Here is a 13,936-nt window from a genome sequence, read left to right as displayed (position 1 = left end):
GCCGGGAGTACCTGGGGCGGCCGCGTGCGGCAGGATTGGCGTTGCATCGCGGGCGCTTGCCGCATAGCTGACCGGCATGGACCTTTCCCCCACCGCGCTGGCGCTGATCGGGCTGCTCCTGGCAGCATGGACCGCCGGCGCCGCATGGCTGATGATCGCGGCGGCGGCCAAGGCGCGGGCGGCGGAAACGAGCCGCAAGGCGGCCCGCAGGCTCGCCCGGATGATCGACGAGGCGCCGGCGATCCCGCTGCTGGTCCGTGCCGACATGCGGATCGAGGCGTCCGAACGGCTGGCCGGCTGGTTCGGCCTCGACCGCCTGCCGGCCTATCTCAGCGAACTGTCGGGCAGCGGGGGCGAGGGCCTCTCGCGCGATCAGCTGGAAGACCTGACCCGGCACGTTCGCCGCGCGCAGAAGACCGCCGCGCCGTTCCGCATGGCCCTGACCCCGCCGGGATCGCAGCGCAGCCTGGCCCTGCGTGGCGCGCTGGCCGACCCGCAGGTCTCGCCCGGCGGGGCGGCGCTGATCTGGGTGTTCGATTTCAGCGAGAGCGAAAGCGAACTGGCCCGCCTGCGCGAGGAGGCGGCGCGGGCGCAGGGCGATTTCGCCGCGCTCGTCGGCCTGATCGAGGCCGCGCCGATGCCGATGTGGTTCCGCGGCACCGACGCGCGGCTGCGGCTGGTCAACGGCGCCTATGTCGAGGCGGTCGGCGCGGCCAATGCCGCCGACGCGGTCGACCGGCAGCTCGAACTGGTCGAGCCGGTGGACGGTCTTTCCGCGGCGCAGGTGGCCCTGCAGTCGGCCGAGCACGACGCCCCGATAGAGCGGATCGTGACGGCGACCGTCGCCGGCGAGCGGCGCTCGCTGCGGGTCAGCGACCTGCCGCTGGGGCGCGAGGGCATTGCCGGATACGCGATCGATATCGAGGACATGGAGGAACTGGCCCGCGAATTCCGCGCCTTCCGCGAGGCGCAGCGTTCGATCCTCGACCAGCTTTCGGTCGGGGTCGCGCAGTTCGACGCGCGCCGCCGCCTGACGTTCGCCAACCAGCCGTTCCGGCGCATTTTCGGGGTCACCCCGGGCACGGTCGCCGCGGGTCTCGATTTCGAACGGTTCCTCAGCGATGCCCGCGATGCCGGGAAGACCCCGGTCGTGCGCGATTTTCCCGCCTGGCGGCGCGAACATGCCGAGTGGTTCAGCGCCGACGAGCCGCGCGAGGAAGCCTGGCCGCTGGCGGACAAGACGCACTTGCGCGTGGTCGGCAACCCGATGCCCGACGGGGGGCTGGTGCTGGTGGCGGAAGACCGGACCGAACAGCTCGCGCTATCTGCCACGCGCGACACCCTGCTGCGCACGCGCACGGCCACGTTCGACAGCCTGTTCGAAGCGCTCGCCGTCTTCGCGCCCGACGGGCACCTGCAGCTGTGGAACCGCAGCTTCGCCGGGACCTGGGGGCTGGACCCGGACCTGATGGACCGGCACCCGGCCGCCGACCGCCTGATCGAGGCGCTGGCCCCCAATCTTGCCCGGCCGGCCCAGGCCAGGGCCGTGGGCGAGGTGATCCGCGCCGCCACGCTCGACCGCAAGGAAAAGGGCGGGCGCATCCAGCTGGCGGACGGGCGCACGCTGGAATTCGCCGGCGTCCCGCTGCCCGATGGCAACGGCCTGCTGACCGTGCTCGACATCACCGACTCGGTGAAGGCGGAAGAGGCGCTGCGCGAACGCAACATGGCGCTGGAAGAGGCGGACCAGGTCAAGACGCGCTTCCTTGCGAACATGAGCTATGAATTCCGCACCCCGCTGACCTCGATCGGCGGCTTTGCCGAACTGCTCGACAGCGGAGCCGCGGGCGAGCTTTCGGAGCAGGGGAAGGACTATGTCCGCGCGATCCTCGATTCGGTCGCCCGCCTGACCGACCAGGTGGAGGACGTGCTCGACCTCTCGCAGAGCGAGGCGGGCCTGCTGCCGGTGACGAAGGAGCGGATCGCCCTGATGCCCTTCGTCACGCGGATCGTGCGCGAGCGCGAGCAGGCGATCCTTGCCGGCGGCCTCAATCTCGATCTGGAAGGCAGCTCGGTCGGCAAGGTCGATGCCGATCCGCGCCAGCTCGGCCGGGCGATCGGCCACCTGCTCGACAACGCGATCGCCGCGACCGACAAGGGCGGGCGGATCCTCGTCAACCTGACGCGCGAGCCGGACGGGGTGAAAGTGGTCATATCGGACAACGGCCGGGGGATGACCGCGGGTGAACTGGCCCATGCGCTCGACGGCCTGCGCAAGACCCGCGACGGCAGCGGGCTGGAGCGGCGGCAGGGGCTGGGCATTCCGCTGGCGCGCGAACTGGTCGAGGCGCAGGGCGGCACGCTCGACATGGCCTCGCGCAAGGGCGCGGGCACGACGGCGACGATCCGCCTGCCATGACCGGCCCGGCGACCCTGGACCTCCCCGATCTCGCGGCGATGGAGCGGCTGGGGCAGGGGATCGCGCGCCAGCTGCGGGCCGGCGACGTCGTCGCGCTCTCGGGCGGGCTGGGGGCGGGCAAGACCACGCTGGCCCGCGCGATCATCGCCGCGCTGGGCCACCGCGGCGAGGTTCCGTCGCCCACTTTCACGATCGTCGAAACCTACGACACGCTGGACCCGCCGCTGGTCCATGCCGATTTCTATCGCCTCGACGATCCGGCGGAGGCGGAGGAGATCGGGCTCGACGATTACCGGGCAGGGGCCGCGCTGCTGGCCGAATGGCCGGAAAACGCCGGCGGTTTCACGTACGAGGCGGGGTGCCTGTCGATCGCGCTCGAAATCGCGGATAGCGGGCGCAAGGCGATTGTCGTGCCGGGCGACGATTGGCTAGGGCGCATGCCATGAATGCGCTGCCCGATGGCCTGATTCCCTTTCTCGACAATGCCGGCTGGCAAGGGGCGGCGGTGGAGCCGCTCGAAGGCGACGCCTCCTTCCGCCGCTATTTCCGCGTCCGCCACGGCGATCGCCGCGCCATGCTGATGCATGCGCCGCCCCCGCACGAGGACCCGCGCCCGTTCTTAGACGTCGCGCACTGGCTGTCCGCCAATGGCCAGCGCGCGCCGGAAGTCCATGCCGAAGACGCCGCAGCAGGCTGGGTCCTGCTGGAGGATTTCGGCACGGACCGGATGCGCGACTGGCTCGAAGCCAATCCGGACGGGGAAGCGAACGCCTATGCCTGCGCGATCGACGCACTGGTGGCGCTGCATCGCCTGCCGCCCGGTCCCTTCGCCCCCTACGACCTCGCCGCCTACCGCCGCGAACTGGCGCTGTTTACCGACTGGTACTGCCCGGCCATGGGGCTGGCGGTCGATCGCGAAGGCTATCTCGCCGCGTGGGACGAAGTCATGGCCCCGGTGCTGGATCGGCAGCGGCCGGGCGTCACGGTGCTGCGCGATTACCACGCGGAAAACATCATGCTGCTCGACCCCGCGCCCGACGGCAGCGGGCCGCAGGGGCTGATCGATTTCCAGGACGCGCTGGTCGGCCACCCGGCTTACGACCTCGTGTCCCTGCTCCAGGACGCACGGCGCGACGTTGCGCCCGAACTGGAGCGCGCGATGATCGAACGCTATGTCGCCGCCGCCGGGCCGGGGGATGGCTTCGCGGCCGACTACGCCCGGCTCGGCGCGCAGCGCAACGCGAAGATCGTCGGCATTTTCACCCGCCTGTGGAAGCGCGACGGCAAGGCGCGGTACCTCGCCATGATTCCGCGCGTGTGGGAGGCGCTGGAGCGCGACCTGGCCGATCCCGCCCTGGCCCCGGTCGCCCGCTGGTTCGATGGCAACGTCCCGCGCAATATCCGCGATACCTTCGGTGGAGAACTGATGTGAGCAGGCTCGCTGCGGATACGGCGATGGTCATGGCGGCGGGCCTGGGCAAGCGGATGCGCCCGCTGACCGCGAGCCAGCCGAAGCCGATGGTGCGCGTCGCCGGCAAGCCGCTGATCGATCATGCGCTCGACCGGCTGGCAGAGGCAGGGGTCGAACGCGCCGTGGTCAATGTCCATTACTATGCCGATGCGCTGGAAGCGCACCTGAAGGAACGCGCGCGCCCGGCGGTGACGATTTCCGACGAGCGCGCGGAACTGCTGGAAACAGGCGGGGGGATGAAGAAGGCCCTGCCGCATCTTCCCGATCCCTTCTTCTGCCTCAATTCCGACAACATATGGCTGGACGGGCCGCGCGACGCCTTCACCGACCTTTCCGAACGGTGGGACCCGGAACGGATGGACGCGCTGCTGCTGGTCGTGCCCCATGCCCGCGCGCGCAATTTCCGCGGGCTGGGCGACTTTCACATGGACCCGCACGGGCGGCTGAAACGCCGCCTGGCGGGGCGGGTGGCGCCCTTCATCTACACCGGGATCCAGCTCGTGTCGCACCGCCTCCTGCGCGATTCGCCGGAGGGGCGCTTCGGCACGATGGAACTGTGGGAGCGCGCGATCGCCGAGGGCCGATTGTTCGGGGCGAGCTTCACCGGCTGCTGGTACGAAGTGGGCACCCCGCAGGCCATCGCACCCACCGAAGAAGCGTTGCAGGGTGGCTGACCGGCCCGGCCCGGCCGTCTTTTCGATCGCCGCGCACCGCGGCTTCGCCGATGCGCTGGTGGCGGGGCTGGTGCCGCGCTACGGCGAGGACGATCTCGGCCTCGCTCGCCTGACGCTCCTGCTGCCCAGCACCCGCGCAGTGCGCACGGTGACCGAGGCGTTCATCCGCCACTTCGGCGCCGAGGAGCGCGGCGGAATGCTGATGCCGCGCATGGCGGCGGTCGGCGACCTCGACTTGGACGAGGCGATCGGGCCGCTGCTCGACCCGCTCGGCGCGAACGCGATCCCGCCCGCGGTCGAGCCGACGCGGCGCTGGCTGACCCTGGCCGAATTGCTCGACCGGGCGATGGACGCGCTGGGCCGCAACCCGCGCCCGTCACCCGCAGGGCGCCTGCGGCTGGCGCGCGAGATCGGCCAGACGATGGACCGGCTGCTGGTGGAAGGGATCGCCCCCGACGACCTCTGGGGCGAACCGGTGATGCAGGCCCTGGCCGAAGTCGCCGCGCACTGGAGCGAGAACACCAAGCTGTTCTACGCCGTCCAGGCGATGTGGCGCGCCGAGCTGGAAGACCTTGGCATGGTCGATGCGGCCACGCGGCGAAACATGCTGTTCGCCCGCGCCGCCCGCCAGTGGCGCGATGCGCCGCCCGCCACCCCCGTCGTCGCCGCCGGCGTGACCAGCGCCGCCCCCGAGCTGGCGCGGATGCTGCGGGTCATCTCCGAGCTGCCGCGCGGCGCGGTGATCCTGCCCGATCTCGACCTGACGCTGGCGGACGAGGTCTGGGACGAGCTGGGCCGCGCCGGCCATGCGGACGAGGCGGGCGCGAGCCCCTTCGCGCGCGACGACGCGGTCACGCACCCGCAATACCATCTCAAGCTGCTGCTCAACCGCATGGGCGTGGCGCGCGGCGAAGTGCGTCCGTGGCACCGGCGCGGCATGGGCGCGGCGGAGCCCGAGCGCAGCCACGCGATCTCCAGCCTTTTCATGCCGCCGCAGGCGAGCACGCGCTGGGTCGACCTGCCGGCGGAGAAGCGCCGCATGGCCGGAGTGCGGATCATGGAAAGCGCCAACCCGGAAGAGGAAGCCCAGGCGATCGCCCTGCTGGTGCGCCGGGCGCTGGAAGGGGCGGAGCGGCGGATCGCCGTCGTCACGCCCGATCGCGGGCTGGCCGCGCGGGTCGCGGCCCACTTGCGCCGCTGGAACATCGAGGCGGACGATTCGGCCGGCCGCCCGCTGTCGCAAACCGCCGCCGGGCGTTTCCTCCTCCTCCTGGCCGAAGTCATGGCCGACGATGCCGCGCCGGTGCCGCTGATCGCCATGCTCGAACACCCGCTGGCGGGCGAGCCGTTCGGGCGGGCGGCCTGGCTCGACCATGCCCGCCAGCTCGAGCTGGAGTTGCGCGGGCCGCGCCCTGCGCCGGCCCTGGCCGCCCTGCGCGAGCGCATCGGGCGCCTGGCGCGCCGGACGGCGGGGATCGGCGACTGGTGGCAGGTGGTGGAAGCCGCGCTGGCCCCGCTGTTCGTGCGCGATGTCGCCGCCGGGGACGGGGCCGAGAGCGAGGCGCCCGCGCGCCCGCTGGGCGGGCATGTCGACCTGCTGGCCCGCGCGGCGGAGGCGATCTGCGGCGATCCGCTGTGGGCCGGGGCGGACGGGCGCGCGCTGTCGGCCTTTGTCGACGACTTGCGGCTGCACGGCAGCGAGGCCGGGCCGGCGCTCGCACCGGGCGACCTCCCGGCCGTGCTGCGCGAGGCGATGGACCAGGTCGCGGTGCGCCCGCCTTACGGCGGCCATCCGCGCGTTGCCATCTACGGCCTGCTCGAATCGCGCATGGCGCGGGCGGACCTCGTCATCTGCGGCGGGCTGAACGAAGGGGTCTGGCCGCCGCGGCCGGCGCCCAATCCGTTGCTCGCGCCGCCGGTCATGCGCGCGCTCGGCGTGCCGGGGGCCGATTTTCGCATAGGCCTTTCGGCGCACGACCTCGCCGCGGCCCTCGGCGCACCCGAAGTCGTGCTGAGCCGCGCGGCGCGCGACGAAGGGGGCCCGGCGATCCCTTCGCGCTTCCTCCTGCGGGTCAAGGCCCTGCTGGGCGATCGCCTGCTGGAGAGCCACCGCGAAAGCGCGGCGGTCGATCTCGCCCGCGCGATCGACGACACGCCCAGCCAGCCGCCGGTCTATCCGCGCCCGGAACCGCGGCCCGACGCGTCGCAGCGCCAGGTCGATATCGCGGTGACCGCGCTCGATCGCCTGCTGGGCGATCCCTACCAGTTCTATGCCCGCGAGATACTGGCGCTGCGCAGCCTCGACCCGCTGGACGCCGATCCGTCGGCCGCGTGGCAGGGCACCGCGGCGCACGCGATTCTCGAACGCTGGCACCGGGCGCGGGCGGACGATCCCCGGGTGCGGCTGGCGCCGATCGCGGACGACGTGCTGGAGGAAATGAACATGCACCCGCTGATGCGGGGCCTCTGGCGGCCGCGGTTGCTCGCCGCGCTCGAATGGGTCGAGCGCGCGATCGGCGAGGACGGGGCGCGGCAGGCGATCGCGATCGAGCGCAAGGGCGAAATGACGGTCGAGGGGGTGCGGATTCACGGCCGCGCCGACCGGATAGACCGGCTGGCCGACGGAACGCTGGCGATCGTCGATTACAAGACCGGCAAGCCGCCGGGGTGGAAGATGGTGGAACAGGGTTTCGCCCTCCAGCTCGGGCTGATCGGCATGATGGCCCGCGCGGGCGGCATTGCCGATGTCGAGGGGGAGCCCGTGGCCTTCGAATACTGGTCGCTGGCGAAGAACCGCGCGGGCGGCTTCGGCTATGTCGAGACGCCGCTGCGGGTCGGCAGCAAGCGGACCGGGATCGAGCCGGATCGCTTCCTGCCCCTGACCGAGGCGAAGCTGCGCGAGGCGATCGGCGACTACATCCGCGGCGATGCGCCGTTCACCGCGCGCAAGAACCCCGATTATCCCGGCTATGCCGACTACGACCAGCTGATGCGGCTCGACGAATGGCAGGCCCGGGTGGACGACGACCCGGCGGGCGACGGGCGATGAGCGGCAAGGTCTATCCGCTCCACGGGCGGCAACGCGACGCGGTCGATCCGCGCGAATGCGTCTGGCTGTCCGCGTCGGCCGGGACCGGCAAGACGCAGGTGCTTTCCGCGCGCGTGCTGCGCCTGCTGTTGCAACCGGAAACCGATCCCTCGCAGATCCTGTGCCTGACCTTCACCAAGGCCGGGGCCGCGGAAATGGCCGTGCGCGTGAACGACGTGCTCGCCCGCTGGGTGCGGATGGACGCGGCCGCGCTGGCCGGCGAGCTGAAGGATATCGGCGCGCCCTTCGATCCCGCGACCCAGGCCCGTGCGCGGACCCTGTTCGCCAGCGTGCTCGACACCCCGGGCGGGGGGCTGCGCATCGACACGATCCACGCCTTCGCCCAGTGGCTCCTGGCGACCTTTCCGGAAGAAGCCCGGATCGCCCCGGGATCGCGGCCGATGGAGGACCGCGAGCGCGAGCTGCTCTCGCGCGAGGTCCTGGCCGAGATGCTCGCCGCGGCCGAGCGCGAAGGCGATGCGGCGACGCTCGAGGCGATCGCGCGGCTCAGCTGCGACAAGGGCGCCGACGGGGTGCGCGCCTGGCTGATGCGCTGCGCCGGCGCGAGCGAGCTGTGGACCGGCCCTGGCGCGTGGCAGCCGCCGATGCGCCCGCGGGTCAACCGCCTGCTCGGGCTGGCCGCCGATGCGAGCCGGGACGATGCTGCCGCGCTCTGCGCCGACGAGGGTTTCGACATCGCCGCGCTGCGCGAATGCCTGGCGCACTACCGCGACTGGAAGGGCAAGCAGGGCGCGGCCGCGGTCGAGGCGATCGAGGGCTGGCTGGCGGCCCCGGCGGCCGGGCGGGCGGACGCGATCGACCAGCTGGCCGATGCGCTGTTCTTCAAGAACGGCAACCCGCGCCTGCCCAGGAACGCCGATGGAGCCTTCGCCGCGGCGAGCGAGCGGGCGGAGGCGGCGATTGCGCGGGTTCGCGAATTCGTCGGCCTCGTCGCGCTGGCCGAGGCGATGGCCCCCCAGCTGGAACTGGGGCGCAAGTTCGCGCTGCGGTGGGAAGAGGCCAAGGCGCGCGAGGGGCTGGTCGATTTCGACGACCAGATCCGGCGCGCGGCGGACCTGCTGGGCCGTTCGGACATGGCGGCCTGGATCCGCTACAAGCTGGACCGGCGTTTCGACCATGTCCTGATCGACGAGGCGCAGGATACCAACGCGGCGCAATGGGCGATCGTCTTTGCGCTGATCGACGATTTCTTCGCCGGCGAGGGCGCGCACGACGACAAGCTGCGCACGATCTTCACCGTCGGCGATTACAAGCAGGCGATTTTCCGGTTCCAGGGCACGAGCCCGGAGAACTTCGAGGCTGCGCGCGCCCGGGTCAGGGCGGCGATGGCAGCCGCGGCCGAGGGGGCGCGCGAGGCGCGCGACGCGGTGCCGATCCGCGAGCTGCGCGAATACGGGCTGGACGAATCGTTCCGTACCGGCGCGCCGGTGCTCGGCTTCGTCGATCGGGCGATCGCCGCGATCGGCCATCCGGAACTTGGCCTGGCCGAGCCTGCCGATCCGCATGTCGGGCGGTTCGACGCCGGGCTGGTCACGCTCTGGCGCCCGGTATCGGGGGTGATCGAGCGCGAGGACGACGAGGGCGAAGAAGGCTGGCTCGCGCGGCACGACCGGCAGATGGCCGATCGCATCGCGCGCCAGGTGCGGACCTGGCTGGACGACGGCTTCACCCTGGCCAAGAACCACCCCCCGCGCGCCGCCGGGCCGGGCGACATCATGGTCCTGGTTCGCAAGCGCAAGGAACTGGCCGGCCTGATCGTGGCCCGCCTTCACGCCGCCGGCGTCCCGGTGGCGGGGGTCGATCGGCTGCGGCTGGGCGCGCCGCTGGGGGTGAAGGACCTGATGGCCGCGCTGCGCTTCGCCGCGCAGCCGCTCGACGACCTCAATCTCGCCAATCTCCTCGTTTCCCCGCTCGTCGGCTGGAACCAGGATGACCTTCTGGCCCATGCACATCGCCCGCCGCGCGTACCGCTCTGGACCCACTTGCGCGCCGCGCGCGAGCCGCTGGTCGCGGCCACGCGCGAGGCGCTGGGCCAGCTGCTCGCCCGGGCCGACTACGAATTGCCGCAGGCACTGCTGCGCTGGATTCTCGTCGGCCCCTGGCAGGGGCGGCGCAAGCTGGTCGCCCGGCTGGGGCGGGAGGCGAACGACCCGATCGACGAACTGCTCAATGCCGCCCATGCCTACAGCGCGGGCAGTGCCGCCAGCCTGCAGGGCTTCATCCGCTGGTTCGACGCCGGCGAGGGAGAGCTGAAGCGCGAGGCGGGCGAGGGCGGCAGCCAGGTGCGGGTGATGACGGCCCACGGATCGAAGGGGCTCCAGGCGCCGATCGTGATCCTTGCCGATGCGACCGGCGCGCCGCCGGGGGGCGGGGCGCTGTCGCTGGCGGAAAACCTGCCGGGCGCCGAGGAGCCGCGGCAGGTCCCGATCCCGGCGCTTGCGCGCGAACAGCGCCTGGGCCCCGTCGCTGCCGCGCACGACGCGGCCCTGGCCGAGGAAATGCGCGAGCACTGGCGCCTGCTTTACGTCGCGATGACGCGCGCGGAGGAGGCGCTGTTCATCGGCGGCTCGCTCGGCCCCCGCGACAAGGGGGAGCCGCATCCGGATAGCTGGTACGCCCGCCTCGCCCCCCTGTTCGAAGGGGAAGGGCTGGCCGACGACTTGTGGGGCGCGCGGTGGGAAATCGGCGCGCCCGCACCGCCACTGCGCCCGGAGGAGCCGGTGACCGAGAGCGCGCCGGCCGACCTGCCCGGCTGGGCCCGCCGCCCGGTCGGCCCGGAACCGCGCCCGCCGCGCCCGCTGGCCCCCTCGGCAGCGGGGGAAGACAGCGCGGCCGATCCCCCGCTTCCGCCCGACCGCCTGCGCGAAGCCGCGCTGCGCGGCACCCTGATCCACAAGCTGCTGGAGCGGTTGCCCGAGGTGGCGGACGACCGGCGCGAAGCGCTCGGCCGTGCCTGGCTGGAGAAACAGGGCGCAGCCCTGGACGCAGGCGCGCGCGACGAGATCCTGGCAGCGGCCCTGGCGGTCATGGCCGATCCCGCCTTTGCCCATGTCTTCGGCGCGCAGTCCCTGGCCGAAGTGCCGCTGGCCGCGATCGTCGAGGGGCAGGTCGTCGCCGGCACGGTGGACCGTCTCCTGGTCGAACCGGAACGGGTGACGGTGGTGGACTTCAAGACGGCCCGCCGGCCGCCGGCATCGCTCGACCAGGTGCCGCGCGCCACGGTGCGGCAGATGGCGGCCTATGTGGCGGCGCTGGGGCGCATCTATCCCGGCCGCGCGATCGAGGCGGCCGTGCTCTATACCCAGACGCCGCAGCTGATCGCGATCCCGGCGGACATGCTGGCGGCGCAGAAAGCCGCCTTGTCGGTCGCGCAGGAAAGCTTTGACCCGCCGCCCGTTGAGTGAACCGACCCGCGCCCTAAATAAGGGGGCAAAGAAACAGGAGATTTCCCATGGCGACCGTCAACGTCACCGATGCCAGCTTCAAGTCAGACGTTCTCGAAAGCGACAAGCCCGTGCTGGTCGATTTCTGGGCCGAGTGGTGCGGCCCGTGCAAGATGATCGCGCCCGCGCTGGAAGAAATCAGCGAAGAGCTGGGCGACAAGGTGACGATCGCCAAGATGGACATCATGGAAAACACCGGCGTCCCCGGCGAGATCGGGGTGCAGTCGATCCCGCTCATGGTCCTGTTCAAGGACGGCAAGCCGGTTGCCCAGAAGCTGGGTGCCGCCCCGAAGAGCCAGCTCAAGGGCTGGCTCGAGAGCGAGCTCTGACGCCTTTGGCGCGTTAAAGGCCCGCCATTCGCGCGGCCAGGTCGTCCCACAGGGCCGGGCTGGCCGCGGCGAGCAGGCCGGGCCGGTCCCATTCGTCCACCCGGTACGCGCTGCCGTCGGGGCGCGCGGCCTTGCCGCCCGCCTCGTTCAGCCAGAGCGCGCCCGCCCCGTGGTCCCAGGCCAGCGTGCGTTCGAAGATCGAGACGTCGTTCCGGCCCAGGGCGAGGCGCGGGTATTGCTCCGCCGCGCAGAACGGGATGTCGGTCAGGCGGTAATGCGGCGCGACCTGGCGCTTCACCGCCTCGCGCCGCCCCTCGTCCATGAACAGCAGCGAAATGGCCGCGACCAGCGTGCTCTCGCCGGTGCCGCGCGCCGCGATCCGTTCGCCGTCGACAAAGGCGCCGCGACCTTCGTGGGCGGCGCAGAACCGGCCCGAGAGACAGTCGTAGATCCACCCCGATCGGGCCACGCCGCCCTCGGCGCGGGCGACGAGAATGCCGAAAGGCGCCTCCCCCCGCGCGAAATTGCGCGTTCCGTCGAGCGGATCGACGATCCAGCAATCGCCGGCGAGGGCGTCGAGCACGCCGGCGTCGGCATGGGCGGCTTCCTCCCCGACGACGGGCAGGGTCGGCTCGAATGCCGCGAGCGCCTCGGTCAGCATGGCTTCGGCCGCGTGGTCGGCCGCGGTCACGACGTCGCCGGGCGCCTTGGCCACGATCTGTCCGTCGTCGAGCGCGCGATAGAGCGGCAGGATCGCTTCCTCGCTCACCCGGCGCACGAGCGCGAGGATCTCGCGGTCGAGCACGCTCACGAGCGGTAATCCGCGTTGATCGCGATATACTGGTGCGTCAGGTCGCAGGTCCACACGGTGGCCCGGCCGTCGCCCAGGCCCAGGTCCACGTCGATCCGCACCTCGTCGCCGCGCAAGTGTTCGGCCACCGGCCCCTCGTCGTAGTCGGCCAGCGGCAGCCCGTCGCGCGCGGCCCAGTGGCCGCCGAAGCCGATCGAGAGACGGTCGCGGTCGGCCGGTTCGCCGGCCTTGCCCACCGCCATGACCACGCGCCCCCAGTTGGCGTCCTCGCCCGCGATCGCCGTCTTGACCAGGGGCGAATTGGCAATGGCGAGGCCGATCCGGCGCGCGCTGTCGTTGCTGGCCGCGCCGGTCACCGCGACTTCGATGAACTTGCGCGCGCCCTCGCCGTCGCGGACGACGAGATGGGCGAGCTGGCGGCAGATGTCGTCGAGGGCGGCGGCAAAGGCATCGGCGCCGGCATCGCCGAACGAGGCGAGCGGCGCATTGCCCGCCTGCCCGGTGGCAAAGGCGAGCACGGTGTCGCTGGTGGACGTGTCGCTATCCACCGTGATGCACGAGAAGGTCCGCTCGTTCGCGGCGGAGAGCAGGGCCTGCAGGAAGGCCGGTTCGACCGCGGCGTCGGTGAAGACGTAGCCGAGCATCGTCGCCATGTCGGGCGCGATCATGCCGCTGCCCTTGATGATCGCCGCCAGCGTCACCGTGGTATCACCGATCACCGCGCGGGTGAGGGCGCCCTTGGGAAAAGTGTCGGTTGTTCCGATGGTTGCGGCCGCATCTTCCCACGAGCACTCGCTCGCCTCGAGCGCGGCAGCGACCCCGGCGCGGGCCTTGTCGCGCGGCAGCGGCACCCCGATCACCCCGGTGGAGGAGACGAAGACCTCGCGCTCGTCGCAGCCGAGGTGGGCGGCCACCTGGCCCATGATCTGTTCCACCGCCGCGCGCCCGCGGTGGCCGGTGAAGGCGTTCGAGTTACCCGCGTTGACCACCAGCCCGCGGGCGCGCCCAGCGCGCACCTGCTCACGGCCCAGTTCGACCTCGGTCGAACAGCACCGGTTGCGGGTGAACACCCCCGCAACGGCGGTGCCTTCGGCCAGCTCGACGTAAGTCAGGTCGCATCGGCCCCAGTCCTTGTACCCGGCGCGCGCGACGCGCAGGGCGACGCCGGCAACCGGCGGCATGTCGGGGAACGGCCGGGCGAGGGGGGAGCGTTCGAGCTTCATGGGCCGGCTCCTACCCCCGCGGGGCGCGGGGGTAAATCCGCCATTCGCGGTGGACGGGGGGACGAACAGCCCCTATCTTGCGCCCAGATGTTGACGCGCCTTCTTGCCTGCCTTGCGCTCATTACCGGCCTGGCTGCCGCCGGGGCGCCGGCCAGCGCGGCGTTCACGCAGGCAGCAAGTGCCGAGATCAGCGGCAGCGTCGCGGCCGCACAGCCGGGCCGGAGCCCGCGGTGCGAGGCCGACTTGCGGCGCGGCCGGCCGCCGGCGCGGTCCGACCGGGCCCCCGGTTGCAGCGACTGCGCGCCGATCCGCATCTATATCCCGACCGTCCAGTTCGGACCCGATCGCGCCTTCGAATAGGCGCCTCCACCGCTTTTCCACGTGATCGTTCGCAGCTGCCCGCGCCCGCGCGCGGGCGGCGCCCATCCATATTCCAGTCCTGACAGGGCCCCTTTCC

Annotated in this window: 10 protein-coding genes; 8 read left to right on the top strand and 2 right to left on the bottom strand. The window is 72.1% G+C overall.

The genetic code is table 11. The features are described 5' to 3' along the window. Window positions 1-76 precede the first annotated feature (76 nt). From GRI72_RS06265 to trxA, 7 genes are read left to right on the top strand one after another with little or no spacing between them, the layout of a single operon-like run. Window positions 77-2,419 (top strand): sensor histidine kinase, encoded by a 2,343-nt coding sequence (locus GRI72_RS06265; RefSeq protein WP_160733064.1) that lies wholly within the window; start codon window positions 77-79, stop codon window positions 2,417-2,419. Further along, complete coding sequence (gene tsaE, locus GRI72_RS06260; protein WP_160733063.1) at window positions 2,416-2,865, top strand: tRNA (adenosine(37)-N6)-threonylcarbamoyltransferase complex ATPase subunit type 1 TsaE; 450 nt, start codon at window positions 2,416-2,418, stop codon at window positions 2,863-2,865. Before GRI72_RS06265 ends, tsaE begins: the two co-directional genes overlap by 4 nt. Beyond that, entirely contained in the window at window positions 2,862-3,851 is a 990-nt protein-coding gene (locus tag GRI72_RS06255) for an aminoglycoside phosphotransferase family protein (protein WP_160733062.1), read from the top strand. Before tsaE ends, GRI72_RS06255 begins: the two co-directional genes overlap by 4 nt. Next, window positions 3,848-4,564: a nucleotidyltransferase family protein gene (locus GRI72_RS06250; RefSeq protein ID WP_337191146.1), complete on the top strand. Its 717-nt coding sequence runs from the start codon at window positions 3,848-3,850 to the stop codon at window positions 4,562-4,564. The genes GRI72_RS06255 and GRI72_RS06250 overlap by 4 nt, the downstream gene beginning before the upstream one ends. Beyond that, complete coding sequence (addB, locus tag GRI72_RS06245) at window positions 4,557-7,613, top strand: double-strand break repair protein AddB (RefSeq protein WP_160733061.1); 3,057 nt, start codon at window positions 4,557-4,559, stop codon at window positions 7,611-7,613. Before GRI72_RS06250 ends, addB begins: the two co-directional genes overlap by 8 nt. Beyond that, complete coding sequence (gene addA / locus GRI72_RS06240; protein ID WP_160733060.1) at window positions 7,610-11,077, top strand: double-strand break repair helicase AddA; 3,468 nt, start codon at window positions 7,610-7,612, stop codon at window positions 11,075-11,077. Before addB ends, addA begins: the two co-directional genes overlap by 4 nt. A 47-nt stretch (window positions 11,078-11,124) precedes the next feature. Then, complete coding sequence (trxA, locus tag GRI72_RS06235; RefSeq protein WP_160733059.1) at window positions 11,125-11,445, top strand: thioredoxin; 321 nt, start codon at window positions 11,125-11,127, stop codon at window positions 11,443-11,445. A gap of 13 nt (window positions 11,446-11,458) precedes the next feature. On the opposite strand, the gene GRI72_RS06230 is transcribed toward trxA, so the two are convergent. Then, window positions 11,459-12,256, bottom strand: coding sequence for an inositol monophosphatase family protein (locus tag GRI72_RS06230; RefSeq protein ID WP_160733058.1), 798 nt, complete (start codon window positions 12,254-12,256; stop codon window positions 11,459-11,461). Then, complete coding sequence (gene argJ, locus GRI72_RS06225) at window positions 12,253-13,479, bottom strand: bifunctional glutamate N-acetyltransferase/amino-acid acetyltransferase ArgJ (protein ID WP_160733057.1); 1,227 nt, start codon at window positions 13,477-13,479, stop codon at window positions 12,253-12,255. Before argJ ends, GRI72_RS06230 begins: the two co-directional genes overlap by 4 nt. 87 nt (window positions 13,480-13,566) lie before the next feature. On the opposite strand from argJ, the gene GRI72_RS06220 reads away from it, so the two are divergent. After that, the gene (locus GRI72_RS06220; RefSeq protein WP_160733056.1) at window positions 13,567-13,839 is read left to right on the top strand and encodes a hypothetical protein; all 273 of its coding nucleotides are present in this window, start codon (window positions 13,567-13,569) and stop codon (window positions 13,837-13,839) included. Window positions 13,840-13,936 lie beyond the last annotated feature (97 nt).

The organism is Pelagerythrobacter marinus (genome assembly GCF_009827515.1).
GTDB lineage: Bacteria > Pseudomonadota > Alphaproteobacteria > Sphingomonadales > Sphingomonadaceae > Pelagerythrobacter > Pelagerythrobacter marinus.
The sequence above is the reverse complement of the archived record's forward strand: the minus strand, read 5'-3'. Positions and strand labels throughout refer to the sequence as shown.